Origin of the sequence: Pontiella sulfatireligans, from assembly GCF_900890705.1 — a bacterium.
Lineage (GTDB): Bacteria > Verrucomicrobiota > Kiritimatiellia > Kiritimatiellales > Pontiellaceae > Pontiella > Pontiella sulfatireligans.
The window spans coordinates 2,255,211-2,271,610 of the sequence record NZ_CAAHFH010000002.1 but is presented as its reverse complement, the minus strand read 5'-3'; the positions used below and the strand labels follow the sequence as shown (position 1 = coordinate 2,271,610).

The 16,400-nt window shown below is 54.7% G+C and carries 9 protein-coding genes; all 9 read right to left on the bottom strand.

From position 1 onward, the window contains the following. Window positions 1-4: 4 nt before the first annotated feature. Window positions 5-2,446: a glycoside hydrolase family 2 TIM barrel-domain containing protein gene (locus tag SCARR_RS22260; protein WP_222846403.1), complete on the bottom strand. Its 2,442-nt coding sequence runs from the start codon at window positions 2,444-2,446 to the stop codon at window positions 5-7. 12 nt (window positions 2,447-2,458) lie between these two features. Continuing rightward, entirely contained in the window at window positions 2,459-3,931 is a 1,473-nt protein-coding gene (locus SCARR_RS22255) for an alpha-L-fucosidase (RefSeq protein ID WP_168433532.1), read from the bottom strand. Between the two features lie 6 nt (window positions 3,932-3,937). Beyond that, complete coding sequence (locus SCARR_RS22250) at window positions 3,938-5,395, bottom strand: sulfatase (protein WP_136063837.1); 1,458 nt, start codon at window positions 5,393-5,395, stop codon at window positions 3,938-3,940. A gap of 142 nt (window positions 5,396-5,537) precedes the next feature. Then, complete coding sequence (locus tag SCARR_RS22245) at window positions 5,538-6,638, bottom strand: right-handed parallel beta-helix repeat-containing protein (protein ID WP_168433531.1); 1,101 nt, start codon at window positions 6,636-6,638, stop codon at window positions 5,538-5,540. 125 nt (window positions 6,639-6,763) lie between these two features. Continuing rightward, complete coding sequence (locus tag SCARR_RS22240) at window positions 6,764-8,113, bottom strand: Gfo/Idh/MocA family protein (RefSeq protein WP_168433530.1); 1,350 nt, start codon at window positions 8,111-8,113, stop codon at window positions 6,764-6,766. 48 nt (window positions 8,114-8,161) lie between these two features. Continuing rightward, a complete protein-coding gene (locus tag SCARR_RS22235) occupies window positions 8,162-9,706 on the bottom strand; it encodes a sialate O-acetylesterase (RefSeq protein ID WP_136063834.1) in 1,545 nt (514 codons plus the stop codon). Beyond that, a complete protein-coding gene (locus SCARR_RS22230; protein ID WP_136063833.1) occupies window positions 9,706-11,160 on the bottom strand; it encodes a sulfatase family protein in 1,455 nt (484 codons plus the stop codon). The genes SCARR_RS22235 and SCARR_RS22230 overlap by 1 nt, the downstream gene beginning before the upstream one ends. 17 nt (window positions 11,161-11,177) lie before the next feature. Beyond that, complete coding sequence (locus SCARR_RS22225; RefSeq protein ID WP_222846402.1) at window positions 11,178-14,192, bottom strand: FAD-dependent oxidoreductase; 3,015 nt, start codon at window positions 14,190-14,192, stop codon at window positions 11,178-11,180. A gap of 15 nt (window positions 14,193-14,207) precedes the next feature. Next, complete coding sequence (locus SCARR_RS22220) at window positions 14,208-15,842, bottom strand: sulfatase-like hydrolase/transferase (RefSeq protein ID WP_136063832.1); 1,635 nt, start codon at window positions 15,840-15,842, stop codon at window positions 14,208-14,210. Window positions 15,843-16,400: the final 558 nt, after the last annotated feature.

Sequence of the window (16,400 nt, the reverse complement as noted above, 5' to 3'; positions counted from 1 at the left end):
AATCCTACCGTACGGTCAGCACGGTCTGGTCTGCTTCGAGCCCCTCCGACGCAGCGTTGATTTCAATTTTTCCACCCGCTTTGCCCGCTTTGACGATCAGCATGCAAAGCCCGCTGAAGGCGTCGCGGTGGTCGGCGATGAAAGGTGCGGTGGTGGCGGCGTTGCCGTTGCCGACGGCGGCGATGGTTCCCGCGCCCTCCACCTTAAACTGCACCGTATTGTCGGCCAGCGGGCAAAAGTTGCCGTTGGCATCCTCGATCCGGACGGTCACATACGAGAGGTCGGTGCCGTCGGCATCGATTTTTTTGCGGTCGGGCAGCAACCGGACCTTTGCCGGCACGCCGGCCGTCGTGATTTCCTTCTCCGCTACGGCCTTGCCGGCGATGTAGCCGATCACCTTGAGGCTGCCGGGGCTGTACGGCACGTCCCACGACAGGCGGTATTTCGACATGAAGGTATCGCCTTCGTAGCGGTTGAACTTAACCAGCAGCTTCGTCAGATCCTTGCCCTTGACCTTGCGCCCGAATGATTTTCCGTTCACGAACAGCTCCACCTCTTCGCAGTTGGTGTAGGCATAGACCGGAATCGTTTCGTGGCCGGCGCCTTCCCAGTTCCAGTGCGGCAGCACATGCACCATCGGCTCCTGGGTCCACTGGCTCTGGTAGAGATAGAAGCGGTCCTTCGGAAAACCGCAGAGGTCGACCGCGCCGAAATAGGAGCTGCGCGCCGGCCAGTCGGCATTCCAATAGCCGTTGGTGCTGTTGTCCTTCCCGCCGTAGGGCGTCGGTTCGCCGAGATAGTCGAAGCCGGTCCAAATATATTCGCCGAGAATCTCCGGGTTCTTTTCCAGCGCGTCGAACTCCACATCCGGCGGGTAGGCCCACGGCGGGCCGATCAAATCATAGCTGGTGACCTGCTTCGATTCATGCGTCTTGTATTTTTCGATCGGCAGATGGTAGACGCCGCGACTGCTGGTGCAGGAGGACGTTTCGGAACCGACCACCGGATTGCTCGGCAAAAATTCATTCACCGGCGCACCGTAGGCGAGCGGCTTATAGTTCATCCCGGCAATATCAATCTGCGAAGCCATGCCGTTTTCGTACGGCCCGGGCCACCAGTTGAACCCACAGGTCGTCGGGCGCGTGGAATCGACTGCCTTGACGTAGTCGTTCAACTGCTTGGCCATGCGGTTTCCGTTCTCGGCATTGCCCTGCTCCAGAATTTCGTTGCCGATGCTCCACATAAAAACGGAGGGATGGTTGCGGTCGCGCCGGACCATGTCCTTGATGTCGCGCTCGCCCCACTCCGCAAAAAACTTGTTGTAGCCGTTCTCCACCTTCGGCTTCAGCCAAACGTCGAACGCCTCGTCCTGCACCAGAATGCCGAGCTCGTCGCACAGATCCAGCAGCTCGTTCGACGGCGGGTTGTGGCTGGTGCGCACCGAGTTGACGCCCATTTGCTTCATAATCTGAAGCTTGCGCTCGTCGGCGCGGCGATAGATTGCGGCGCCGAGCGGGCCGTTGTCGTGGTGCAGGCAAACGCCCTGGATCCGCACCGGCCGGCCGTTCAGCTTGAAGCCGGACTTTAGGAATTCCAACGTGCGGATGCCGAAGCGGGTCTCCACCTGGTCCACCACCTCGCTCTCCACTCGGACGGTGGTGCGCAGCACATAGAGATGCGGCGAATCGATGTCCCACAGTTTTGGTTTTTCGACGAAAAGAAGCGGATCTGCTCCAACGGCCACCGTTCTGCCTTTGGGGTCAAAAATTTCATACTCCACCGCGCCGTCGCCCACCAGCGTTGTTTCCACCCTGACCGCGGCCTGAGCAGCGGAAACCACCGGCGTCGTGACATACGTCCCCCACTGCGCCACATGCACCGGATTGCGGACATCCAGCCAGACGTTGCGGTAGATCCCTGCGCCAGGATACCAGCGCGAGGAAAGATCTTCCGGCGAAAGCTTCACGGCGATAACGTTCGCGCCGCCATAGTTCAGGTGGTCGCTCAAATCATATTGAAACTCGCTGTAGCCGTACGGCCGGCTGCCCAGAAAATGGCCGTTGACCCAAACATGCGCGTTATACATCGCGCCATCGAACGTGACAGACACGACGTTGCCTTTGGCTTCGGCGGGGACGTCGAAGGTTTTGCGGTACCAGCCGGTGCCGTGGAACGGCAGGCCGCCGCAACGCGCGTTGTATTTGACATCGAACGGCCCTTCAATCGCCCAGTCGTGCGGGAGATCGAGCGCGCGCCAGTCGGAGTCGCCATATGCGGAAGCTTCCGCACCCTCGGCGGCGCCCAACCGGAAGCGCCAGCCCTCGTTGAACGAGCTTCTGCCCAATCCGTTTTTCATTTGATCCTTTTTCAGACGGAAAGCACTCATCGCGTACGACGACATGGCCGTTCCGGCCAGCAATGCACCCATATAATATCTTCTGTTCATCTCTGCCCCCTGCTAGTTCCGTTCAATTTTCAGCACGTATGCAAAGTCGCACGGCTTTTCTTTCGGGAATTTAACCGTCAGCGTATCGGCGGTCTGCTCCCACTCCATCTTTTCATCTGAGCCGAGAAGGCTAATGGATTGTATGTCGCCCGGATAGAGTTTTCCCGCATGGCCCAGCGTGCGGATGCTCAGCGCTTCGCCCGGCCAGCCGAGCACAATGGCGTAGAGGTTCTTGCCGTTCTGCGTGAAGCGGATGTCATCCTTCGTCCACTTCGGGATATATTTATCCTTTTCATCCCAGATGCCGTGCTTGTGGTGTCCGGGATTGGTTTCTTCGGTCGGCCCTTCGCCAAAGTAGGACCAGGGAACGGTGTCATAAATTGCTTCGCCGTTAAGGCGCAGCCAGTCGCCCAATGCGGTCAGCTGCGTTACCTGATCTTCTGTGAACGTGCCGTCCGCCAGCGGCGGAATGCTCAACAGCATCCGCCCGTTCTTACTGACCAGATCCACCAGAAGATCCACCAGAAGGTTCGCATCCTTCATGGGATTGTTTGGATTGTAGAACCACGGCGTGCCCCACTCCATGTGGTGCGCCATGTTGATGTCGGCCATCCAGGGATCATACTGCAAGCCGATCAGACTTCCGTTTTCAATATCGCGCATGCCAATGCCCGGCGGAATGTCGAACGACTTATAGATAAACTCCACTTCACGCCCGTCTTTAGCTGCGGAGTTGAACAGGTGCGCCAAATATTGCTGCTGATATGGTTCCGGAATGGTCCGAAGCTCGTTTCCTTTTCCCGGCAAATGCCGTCCGGAAATGCTGCGGCCCTGAAGTTCGGATCCAACCGTGCCGCCGAAGCTGGTATCAACCCAAATCATGTCCGGCTTGTATTTATCTGCAGCCTCCGCCATCCGGGCATACCAGCCCTCCAACAGCTTTTCATCCCGCCGTCCTTCATTGGCCGTGTATAGCGGTGAATCTTCTTTGTCCGGATCGAGGTAGGTCGGATCGCTTTTCGAAACCGGGCCCCAGATCGTGTAGTTATTGTGAAAGGAGGCGAGCACCTTCATATCGCGTTTCCGGATTTCGGAAACCAGCTCGCCTACGATATCGATTTTTGGCCCCTTTTTCGCCGTGGTCCAGTCTGAAAATTCACTGTCCCAGTTCAGCAATCCGGAACCATGCCACGCCACCGGGCCGGCAAATTGCGCGCCCGCTTTTTCAAACAGGTCCGCCCAAGCAGAAGCATCAAACTTTTCTCCCGTCCATAGCTCCAGTGCTTGGAGCCGGTCCAGCTCCTTATCCTTGTTTGTCAGCTGGATCGTCTGCGGACCCCAGTGGCAATAGATGCCAAACTTCATGCCATCCATCCACTCCGGCATTTCGTGCCGGCGCAGCGATGTCCAATTGGGTTCGTACCGCGGCTGTTCCGCAACGACCGATACCGCGACAACAAACGATGCAACCATCAAAGCCTTCATTCTCATCTACTCCAGTCCGGGCAGAAAGCCCCGGTTATTTGTTTTCATCAATGCCGTCAGGCGTTCGACTACCTCCAGATATTCCTCTGCCACATTGCGTGTTTCGTTCGGATCCGCTTCATGGTCAAACAACATCACCCTTTGTTCTTTCCCGTCATTAAAAAGCGCCAAACGATAACGGTCTGTGCGCATGCTCAGAATGTCGCGCCAATAGCTGATCACCTGCGGCTTACCGGGATTCGAAGGATCGTTCACCACATCAACAAAACTTTCTCCGGCCAAACCCTCGGGTTTCTGAAGCCCGGCGAGTTCGCAGAGCGTGGGATAAATATCGATCGTCGCAACCAGCCCGTCAGCGGCCACGCCCGGTTTCCCAATGTTTGGAACTTTCACGAGCAGCAGACTGTTCAGCGCACGCTCAAAGGTGCTGTGCTTCCCCCAGATGGTGTGGTCGCCCAGATGCCAGCCGTGATCGCCCCAAACCACCACGATCGTATTTTTGTCCAGACCCGTTGCCTTCAGTTGATCCAACACTTTACCCACCTGCGCATCCATATAGGTGACGGCCGCAAAGTTGGCGTGCCGGATCTCGCGCGCATAGTCATCGGACAGGCGCTTGCCCGCCCCGCCCTTTTCACGTCCGCCGGGATACTGGGCGAAAAACTCATTGCTGCCGTGCAGGAAGACGGAGTCCACCGCATCTGGCAAATCCGGGTTCGGAGAGAGCGGAATTTTCGCGCGATCGTATAGGTCCCAGTATTTTTTCGGCGCAGCGAATGGAAGATGCGGCTTGAAGAAACCAACGGCCATAAAAACCGGTTGGTCGCTTTCGGCCAATTCACCGAGTTTATTTACTGCGCGTTGAGCCAATCGCCCGTCCGGATAATCTTCATCCTCCAATTCCAGACATTCATAAGGTGGCATGGAGTCAGCCTTGCGATCTTTGCCATACGCATAATCGTGCACCTGATCCTGCTTGCCCCAACGGCTTCCAGTATCTGGAAGATATTCGTTCCAGCTGTGTGGCAGCTCGTGCGCCCCCTTTTTCGTTTTCTTATCAATATGCCATCCACTGCCGCTGTGGCTGATCTTGCCCATGCCGACCGTGTAGTACCCGTTCTTTTTAAAATGGTGAATGAAGGTTTCCGGGGAACCCGGCTCGGCGGTACCCGCGAGCGTTTGGGCCAGATGAGGGTGGCTAATTTCCGACTTTTTCTTCAGGTTCTTGCCCGTCAGCATACAGGCCCTTGACGGCCCGCAGGTTGGCACCTGCGCATAGTGATGATTGAACAACCGCCCCTCGGATGCCAATTGGTCCAGGTTCGGCGTAATCATATAGTCATGCCCATACGCCCCCAACTGCGGGCGCATGTCGTCGATGCAGATGAACAAGACGTTAGGCTGATCACCCCAGCAAACAGCAGCACCGAACAGCGTAAGAGAAAATAAAAGACGCAGTGTCATTAATAACCTTCTTTCCCAATGGTAATTATCTAGTTGTCGGTTTGTACAAACAGGTCGGCAGAATGATCGTGAAGTTTTTCAGCGTTGCTTGTACCTGAATTACAAAAACAATAAGCCTGTCATCTTCATTCTTAACGTCGTGTTATTTTGTCGGTTTCACGTATGTGTTGTTTTCAATCACCGTTGCTTCGTGTCCGCCATGGTCGTGAATGCCTTTTAGGCTTGAAGCGTGGTACATGGCGTTATTCGCGACAACGCAGCCGTTCAGGTTCTTAAGAATCATCCCATATAGCGGATCCGCCTCTTTATAGTCATATTCCCCGCGATTAAACCAGCCCCAGAGGGTGTTTCCTGTAACGGCAGTTCCGTTGCAGTCCTCCAGACGGATCTGGCAGCTCTTTTCACCTTCGCAATCCACCCCATTGGTGCGGACCTTGCATCCGGAAACGGTATTCGCCGTTGAATCCGTCATCATGATTCCGGGGCCAAAGTTATGATCAATCGAGCAACCGTTGATCTGCATGGAATTCGCACCGTTCAGGATGATGCCCCCTGCACGGTTCCATTCTATCCGGTTGGCCGTTAGCATAACGGACGCGCTTCCAAAGAACCCGATGGCTTTCTTTTCTTTTTCGTCCATCCCTTTCGGCGCTTCACCACCGGCATAAAAACCGGCGCCGGCATTGGCCGTCAGCATCGTATCAATCACCCAGCCGTCGTAGCCGCCCGTGCAGTCGATTCCATGTTCATCGTTCCACATAATCAGGCAGCGGCGAATCGCAAACACCCAGGCCTTCTCCAGCCGGATGCCGGAACCGGTAAAATGGTTGATGCGGCAATCTTCAATAACCAAATGCAGCTCGCATCCCGTGTGGCGCGCATAGATGCCATGCATGGATTTGCCCAGCTTGTTGCCATCCAGCGTAAGTCCGATGATCCGCGTACCCCGCGTGTCGTGACAATCCAGCAGCGCACGGGCATCGCCTGAAAGCGCTTTGAGTATCGTGCGTCCTTCGAACTCAGGATCTTTCTTTCCCTTGTTTTCATAGCCCCAGTTGGAAGCACCCTTCAGAGCAATATGCGAAGGCACCTTAACCGGATGGATGCAGTAGGTGCCGGTCGGGAACCAGATCGTTCCATTCCCGGACTTTGCCTTCTCCATGGCTTTCAGCAGCGCGGGAGTGTCATCGCTCTTGCCATCCCCCTTGGCCCCGAAATCTTTGATATTGAGACACACAGACATAGGATCCTCTCCTTTTTTAAATTTGCTTGCAGCATCAGCACCCAACCCCGCGACTAAAAGCACGCCGGCCATCAGAGAAAAAACATTAATATATTTCATCATATCCATGTAGAGTCCACCTACCCTCACAAATTTTCACCAAAGCTCCAGCCCTTGCGGACCGGCTCTTTGATCAGTGCGTTGAGTTCCGGATGGTTGGTGATGCGCATGTTCTTTGCGTCCCACTCGATCCGTTTTCCGGTACGGATTGCGATGCCGCCCAGCAGCACCACTTCCGTCAACGGAGCGGCATAGTCAAAGTTTGATCCGCAGGCCGGACCGCCTTTGATCGCCCCAATCAGTTCTCTGATGGGACCGCCGCTCACGCGCGACAAAGGGCGCAGCTTTAAAATGTCTTTATACTTCACCATATTTTCGCGTGGCCAAAGCATCGGACTTTGCGGTCGCATTTCCGCGGCGTATAGCGTCTCTTCTGAACCGACCATATACATCCCATTCCCTAGCAGTTCCGTCATGCCGGGCAGTTTCGGCGGACGCGGCCGGCCTTCGTACCAATGGAGTTTTACTGGTGGCTTGCCGCCTCGCGCCGGGAAGTTGTAGATGACATGCGCCCCATAGACCGTAAACTGGTCATTGACCGGTTGGTCGAGCTCCACCTCCACCGAGCTCGGCATGCCCAGTTCCAACGCCCAGAACGGCGCATCGAGGCAATGACAGCCAATGTCGCCGAGTGCTCCTACGCCATAGTCCCACCAACCGCGCCAGCGGGTCGGCATATATTCGGGACTGTATTTCTTAGACGGAACCGGGCCCTGCCACAGATCCCACTCCAGTCCGTCAGGAACCGGCGTGCCGGGTGGCGGATAGGATGACGGCAGCGGGAACCAGTTAGGCGTAGGCCGGTCGGTCCAGCAATGGACTTCGCGGACTTCGCCCAGAATTCCGGCCTGCACCCATTCAACAATCAGGCGCATGCCTTCAAACGTGTGCCCCTGATTGCCCATGTTGGTCTGCACACCGTATTTGTGCATCGCTTTCTGCAATGTGCGGGTTTGCCAGATATTGTGGGCCAGCGGTTTCTGGACAAAAACATGTTTGCCCTTTTCCATCGCCGCCATGGCGGCCGGAAAATGCGCATGGTCGGGTGTGGCGACAAATACCGCATCGATCTTGTCGCCCAAAGAATCAATCATTTCCCGGAAGTCATTGAACTTAGCGGCGTCAGGGAATTCGGCCGCCACTTCAATGGGGCACGTTTTTTTCCAAACCCCGGCACTGCGATCGCGCCAGTCGACATCGCAGATGGCGGCCAGATGCTCTTCGTTTGCCGTTTTAACCGCCGAATAACCCATGTGGGCAATGCCGACGCAAGCGATGCTGAGTTTTTCATTCGCTCCCAGCACCTTGCCGGGAATCATGGAACCGGCAGCCAAAGCGCCACCGGCAAACAAACCTGTTCTTCTTGAGATATCCATAGCTTCACCTTTCCTTTTGCTGCTGTGCATAGGTCTAAAACTTAATCATCACCGATAGAGCGTCTTTCTTCCCATGCTTCCGACTGGCCAGTCATCAGTTCGGAACGGAGTGACCGGCAGGCTGTTGCGGTCGTAAAGATTGACCACGGGGTTATTCGCCCAGCCATAGCGCACCGCGACCGGCGTGGGCACGTTTTCCGAAGAGGCCTCAACCTTGTTTTTGCCGACGATTTTAGCGTCAGCCCAATAAAACTTCTTGTCCGCCCCCGCAATGGCGAAGCCCTTCACCTCCGGAACGTCGAATGCGTAAAGATGGGTGGCTACGTGATCAAATTTAAGGACGGCTTTATTGCCTTCGATTTCCAATGATTGGAAACGCGGGCTTTCGGTGGCGATCTTAAATCCATAGTCTTTGGCCAGCGCATGGCGCGCCAGCCGGGCGGCAGTCGTCTGCTTGTTGCGGTAGTGAATATCGCGCGCCTCCCCGAGGTCAATCACCACAGCTTCTCCTGTGTTTGGAAGTGACAAGGTCATGGTCTGCGCTTCACGCAGCTCGGCCCAGCCGCTTTCGCCCGGCTCGGCAACTTCCTCATTAAAGTCGGCCAGCTGAATCCAGTAGAATGGGAGGTCATCCTGATCCCATAGCTCGCGCCAGGTATTGATCAGCAGCGGAAAGAGGGAGCGGTATTCATAGGCGCGCCCGATGTTGCTCTCGCCTTGGCACCAGACGACGCCTTTGATGCCGTAACCAATGGTTGGAAACAGCACCCCGTTATAAATATTGGACGGCCGCTTCTGAGCCGTGCGGACATCGCGCGGGGGAAACTTTTTCTTGCCGGGCTTCCCGGCCTCCACCCATTTCTTATATTCAACCTTTTCATTCGCTAGAAACTCATCGGAATATCCGGCCAGATAGTCGTCCCACTCGGCCAAGTATTCATCCTGCCCTGCATCTTCCAGCACTTTGCGCGGCAACCACGCTTCCAAGTCGGAACCGCCCCAAGCATTGTAGATCAGCCCAATCGGCACATTCAGCGCATGGTGCAAACGTCGTCCGAAAAGAAATCCGGGCGCGGTAAAGCCTTTGACGTTTTCGGGAGTGCAGACCTTCCAGCGGGCATCAATATTAAACTGTGGCTCCTGCGTTCCAACCCTTGGAACCGCCAGCAGGCGGATATTCGGATAGTTGGCCGTCGCAATCTCCATGTCATAGTCATTAATGGAATCAATCGACCACGCCATGTTCGACTGCCCCGAACACATCCAGACCTCTCCGACGAAGACGTCGGAGATGGAAACTTGAGACTTGAAACCTGAAACTTGAAGAACCTGCGGTTGTGATGTTGCCTTCATTGGCTTTAGCTTCACCCGCCAGTTGCCTAATGCATCGGCAACGGTTTCATGCGACTGCCCTGCAATCGATACGGTTACCTTTTCGCCGGGATCCGCTTTGCCCCAGGCCGGGTTTTCCTGATTCCGCTGCAGCACCATGTGGTCGCTGAAGATGTTCGGCAGGCTCACATCAGCCAGTAGACCTGATGCGCCAGAAGAAAGCAGGACTACAATGATGGTTAGTTTAAAAAAAGAACTCATTAGGATTGGTCTCCCGTGTAGATGATTTTGTTTTTCAAAACCGGATCATTGAAGTGCTTTATCCGCTTATCCAGTTCTTTTTCCATAGATTGAACAATCCGGGCATATTCCGGATTCGTGGCAAAGTTGGTCAGCTCATTGGGATCCTTTTTCAGGTCGAATAGCCACGGAACATCTTTATGCGAGAGAACAAACTTATAGCGATCCCCGAACAATCCGGCCCAACTGGCACTCGGCCCACTGACGTAGGTCATTGCTTTGCTGTTCACGACCTTATCCGGCGAAAGGAATGCCTTGGCATCATTGACACCGTGCGCACCCGGAATCGCTGGCGCTCCCATCACGCCCAAAATAGTCGGCGGAAAGTCGCTGGTATTGTACGGCGTATTGATGATCTTGCCGGGACGGATCTTGCCCGGCCATCGGATTAGGAACGGGATCTTGGCCGAGGCCTCATAGGGCATGCCTTTATTGCGTCGGTTGTGCTCGTAGAGCAAGTCGCCATGGTCGGCGGTGAACACCACAATCGTATTTTCATCAAGACCGTTGGCTTCGAGAAACTGGAGCAGACGGCCGACGTTATCGTCGATGCACTTAACCATGCCGAAGTAGTCCTGCATGTGCTTTTGCTTCAGCCCGGACTCCTGACGCTCGTAAGCCCATTTGGGCTTGGTTTCAGACGACTCACCCATCGTGCGCGGCTCTTCAAACTTAAGATCCTCGAACATCGTATTGTAGGGCGGTCGCACCGGATTTGGATCGTGCGGGTCGGGAATGGAGAGCACCACGCAGAACGGCTTGCCTTTATCGCGCTCCATGATTTCGATCGCACGGCTGGTGAGAAAGTCGGTGGTATAATTTTCGGGCGTCGCCTTTGATACATTAAATTTTTGGCTTTGCGTCTTGGGGTTGTGCTCAATGACAATCGGTTTGCCGTTTTCGTGCGCCAGCCCTTTCCAATGGCCGCGGTTCATCATATAGCGGTTGTCGGAAAACCCGAATTTGCGAGGTGGTTCAAAGCCTGGCTTTGCCTCTCCGTCCAGATGCCACTTGCCGACGTAGGCCGTAGCATAGCCCTGGTCCTGCAGCACGCTTCCAAAGGTTGGAAGCCCATCGTGGAGAGGCATGTCGTTGAGCGGTGATCCGGTGGCAATCGGATAGAGCCCGGTTACGAAGGAGGCGCGCGATGGCGTGCAGACCGGGCAGGAGGAATAGTAACTGGTACAGATCGCGCCTTCGTCCGCCACACGGTCGAGATTGGGCGTATCAACCTTAACCCCTTTGCCCCAGACATACGCCTGGTCATCGCTCATCAACTCGCGATAGCAGCCAAGCGTGCGAAAGTTATGCTCGTCGGTCTGAATGACCAGCAAGTTGGGCTTGGCCTCCCGTTTTGCGACTGATGCCGTGACGGTCGTTGCCAGAATTATTGCTGTGAAATTTCGTCTCTTCATCCTCTCACTCCTGCAGTCTATTCGTTGTAGGCACGGACTTCATAAACACGTGCAGACTGATCACCGTTCGTTGCGTTGACGACCACCTTGATTTTCGATGCCTTGGTCGAAGGGAAACGGTGGATACGACGGCGCTGGTAGTTGCCCGTCACTGCAGCAACCGTGGTCCAGATTGAACCGTCAAAGAGCTGCACCTGATAATCGCGGACACATTCGGGAGGCATGCGTTCATCGTCTTTCCATTCCCATGTAGCGCGCTTGGCATCGTTCAGATCCGTATCGAATGTCAGGTACACCGCATTGACTTCTTTCGGTTTGCGGAATTTTACCTCGAGCCATTGCGGCATGTCCTGAGCCGGATCCGATGCCCACATATTCATTTGATCGCCGACAATTCTGGAAACGCCGCTGAGCACATTCTGCGCGCTGAACAAGGCCGACTTTTCGCTGGAAGCAGAGACGCCCGCGTCCAGCGCCAGATCGTTAAGGTCTTCGTTCCGCAGGCCAATGATATACTGGTCATCCTTCAGCAGCTGCTGCTGAAGCTCGGTGATATGCTTTTGGTAGATGCCGCGCGGGTCGGTTCCATAACGAACGCACATGGCCGCAGCGGTTCCGACCGCCTGGCCCATCATGCCCGTTGTGCCCTGCACTCGCACCGTACCCAGAGCAACATGTGTGCAGGAAACATTGCGCCCAGCCATCATGAGGTTCGGGACATTCTTTGAATAGAGCATACGGAAAGGAACATTATACATGGATATATGTGTATTGAAGTCGAAGGGCCCTTCCGTTGAAAAAATGGCATCCGGATGATGGATATCCAATCCCCAGCCGCCATGACCAATGGCATCCTCAAACCATACTGTTTCTACCAGATCATCCTGTTTAAGAACAAAATCGCCGACCAGACGCACGGTTTCACGCTTGGCATTGGTAACCGGCAAAGGCAGCAGTTTGCGGTTGGCCGCCTTTTCCTTGCTGTCTGAGACATTTTTTATCCAGTCCCAATAGCTTACGCTCACGCGGATCAATCCGTCGCGCGCCGCTTCCGGGTTCCACAGATCATCTACATCATTCCGGTTCTCATGCCACCATGAACCGCTCTTATGTGTCTTCTCATAGCCTTTGCGGGCCTGCAGATTGGTGGTATTGAAGGAAAGATCCCACACCCAGTCCGGACCGGAAAACGGCTCCGGCTTCCCGGTATCCACACTGTTGTACCCGAGCGTATGGGAATGCATCAGTGCACCGCTCATCGTCATAATGTCCGCTTCTTCGGGCGCATTGCTTTCATTAAACATCCAGCGGGGCTCGCGGCCGCGCATCAGCTCGGCACCGGCATAGTAGCCGACCCAGGCATCGCCCGTGCAGTCGATAAACTGCTTGCCCTCATAACGGCTTAGGTGACCGTCAATCATATCGAATGCGCGCACCGCCACGATGCGGTTTCCTTCAGTGCGTTCAACGTCATAGACGTGGGTGTTGAGGAAAATCGTAAGGTTCTTTTCCCCTGCCGCAATCACCTCGGCGCCATTGCTCCACTTCTGCATAAAATTGAAAGAGCGCAACCGGCCGATCTCTTCGTTCAGGCCGCCCTCTCGGGCATTCTTCTTGCCAAAGTCCGCCGGGCCAAGAATCGGCACGCCCATTTCGGTGCTGTTGTTTCCTCCAATCATTGGACGGTTCTGGATCAGCGCAGTTTTAGCCCCCATGCGCGCCGAAGAAATTGCCGCATTGATACCTGCAGCTCCTGCGCCCACCACAACCACATCGTAATCGCCCTCGGTCTTTTCGGCGGCTCCGCGACCGGTCAGGCGGCGTTGTTCACCCTTGTAGCCCTCGAGCACAAACGGTGGAATATAGTACATGTCGCGCGTTAAAATGATCGCATCGCAACGGCCATACCAACCGGTCAGGTCGTGTAGCTTCAGTTCAACGTCTCCGGCTTCCAGCTCAAAGATTCCGCCATCCTGCCAGACCCACTCTTCAATCGGTTCGGTGCCGAATACGGTATCCGATTTTTTCCCGTTCACAGACACATTGAATGTGCCCGGATTGTGATCCTTAACCCAGTTGCGGTTGCGCACCCACAGCTTATAGGTTCCCGGTTTTTCAACATTAACGGTGGTAACCGCGTCTTCCACTGGTTCCCCGGTGCCCGCTGCGAGCATATAGGGCGAACCGACCTGCGGAACAAACTGGGTTTCCATCCACCAGCCGCCATACTCATCGAAATCTTCCGCATCGACCCAGATATAGCCCGGAACCACGGCCTTCGGCTTTCGCTTTTCACCCTTGTGAAAAAACGCGGCATGCCGGGCGTCCATACGCTCTGCTTCAAACTTTCCAGCCAGCGTGGCTTTATTGATTTCATCCACAGCAAGCGCCCGGCCGAAAATCCGTACTTCATCGATCGGATTCCAGAGGAAGTGCTTTCCATTCGCGGTTCCAACGAAGACCGGCGAATCGCTTGCATCAATTTTTCCAGACATTGGAACTTCGTTGTCCAGCTTACCATCAACATACAAACGCATCTTCCTGCCGTCGTAAGCCCCGACAACATGATACCAGACCGATTTTTTCCAATCGGTTTTTTTGGAGCTCAGTAAATGTTCTTTCCCGCCCACCCACAACCGGAACCCGACTTTTTTGCCGGGAACAAAGCTCAGCACATACGATCCATCTTTAAAAACAAAGGTAGGAGAATCCTGAAAATTCGGTTCCCAGGGGCGAATCCACGCTTCAACCGTGATCGCATCGGCCGGATTCAGGCTCTCACTGTTTTCGGCGCGGAGTTCGCCGTCGGTTTTCAGGGAGACGGCTGCACTGTTCAGCCCCTGGCTATATGCAAAATTTTTGCCGACCAGCGTATTTCCATTTCCTGAGCTGTCCGTCAAATCTGTTCCAGCACCATCATTCATCGTCCAATGGGCACGAACATCGCTCGACGCCCCGGCCATTGAAGCAATGGTCAATATCGATGACAGCAGCGCACACACCCGTTTTGAATATCCTTCAGCAATTTTCATCGTCCTTCCTCCTCTTTATGAGTCCTTTGTCTTGCGGTAATATTTTTTAGTTTTCCGGTTTGGAGAGTCCGTAACACCCGGTTCATTGTACTCGTCGAAATAGAGATCATAAGTCGGCAGAATTTCCAGCAGCTTTTCCTGCTCGGCCCGGTGCACTTCCAATACCGCCCCCCAGTTTTTAATTTCATCAAAGCTGATCAGATCGTCTTGATCAGTCGAGACATCAAACCATTTGCCCCGGCCGTCTTTGAGCACCTTCTTACCGCGAATAAACTGCTCCGGCCCGCGATAGCTGTAGATCCAGTCGCGGTGCTCTTTCTGGTCGGAGAACAGAAACGGAACCATGCTTTTTCCGTCGATCTTATAGTCCTCCGGAATCTTGTAACCGACGAGATCGGCAATGGTCGGCATAACGTCCGCCACGCTCATCAGCACATCCTGCTCGCCGTGTTTTTTCATGCCCGGCGCATAGATGATCATTGGGATGTGGCAGCCTTTCTGCACCTCCGGGCTGATCTTTCCATACCCGCTGGTGCCGTTGTCGGCGCAGACAATGATTACGGTGTTATCGGCGATCCCCATCTTTTCCAGCTTTTGCTGATAGAGCCAGATCTGGTAATCGATATAGTTAATATGATTATGGATCCCCGGCTCGGTTACGGTTCCGTGCGTATCATACTCCCCCTTGTCTCCGGTGATCCTCGGCTCGGTGCGGGCGTACTTCTTGCCGTCCCACTTTACGATCGGCGCATTTGGCCATTTGCTCTTCGGCCACTTTTTGTAGTCCGGATCGAGCCAGTTGAACGCATCGTGCCCGAGATGAGAAGTGTGGTAGACAAAGAACGGCTTGCCTTCTGTGTGCTTCCGTTCCATGAAATCGAATGCAAAGTCCAGCTCCACATCCGGACCATAGGTGTGCGGGCCGAAGTTTTTCTTTGCCTCCGGCGTATTCGGCCACCAGACAATTTCACCAGGAGCGGTCGGGTGATTCATCAACTTCACATGCGGATACCAATACCAGCCGTGTTGCCAATAGGTTTCCACCGGCTTGCCGGTATCCACATTGATAACTTCCTTTTTTGTGCCCTTGATGGGCCTGTGCTTAAAGTCGGTGTAGGGATTATCATTATCGCTCAGGCCACCGGGCGTAAAACAGCCTTCGTCAAAGCCGTGCTTTTTATAACTGCCAGCCATCTGGGTTTTGCCGGACCAATACGTGCCATAGCCCGCCTTCTGCGCCACATGCCCGATCAGCAGCGGAGAACTCATGTAGACCGGCCAGGTGTTGACCAGCTTGCCGTTTTCATCGTGGCCGCGGCCCCGGTCCCCATTGTTCCACCATTTGGTCATATAGGCATAACGCCCCGACATCATCATGGCGCGGCTCGGGTTGCACACCACGGAAGCCCAGGCCGTTTTAATCCAGCAGCCATCCTGTGCCAGCTTGTCCATCACGGGCGTTTTGGCCCGATACTTCGGGTCGGATGTGTTCGACGCATCGGGCGCCGTCCAAACCGAGCTTCCATAAACCGGAAACTCGCGCGCACTGATATCATCCGCAAAGAAAATGACCACGTTGGGCTTCGTCGTCGCTTGAGCAACGGTTGTAACCAGCAGAAGCGCACCTGATAGTACTAACTTTTTATTCATAATTTGACTCCTCTTGATTTCTCAGTTGCAGAGACTCGCCGGCATACCCCCGCATTCATTACAAAGAGCCCCAGCTCCCTGCGCGCTAAAGGCGACTACACAAGGAACGATAATATCGGGATTTTTAGTACAGGAAGAAACCTAGCCAAAAGAACAAGAAGGAGTTACCCAGCACTGCTTCGCCCCGGGAACCGCAGGCGATGCTTCCAGCTGCGTTCCGAATGAGCTCGGGATTTGTTTTTCCAATGTTTGAAAGATTTCTCCCCAAAAAGGGCAGGAAAAACACCTGCGGTAAGTATCGTCGCCGTCTCGGCGGCCCCGCACTGCGACATGCAATAACGTCTCGAACGAAAATGCCACTCATGTCACACAAATGTGACCTCTTGTCAGGCTGGTACACCGTTCCTTCCAATAACCCCAGAATCCATTCACCGTACATGACCAACCCTACCGCTAAGGACTACACCCCCGCAGAATGGAAAGCCGCCCGTGACTCCGAACAGGGGTGAAAAGTCGGACGCTTACAGTCCTTTGTACCTTTGCGTTGAATAAACTCAG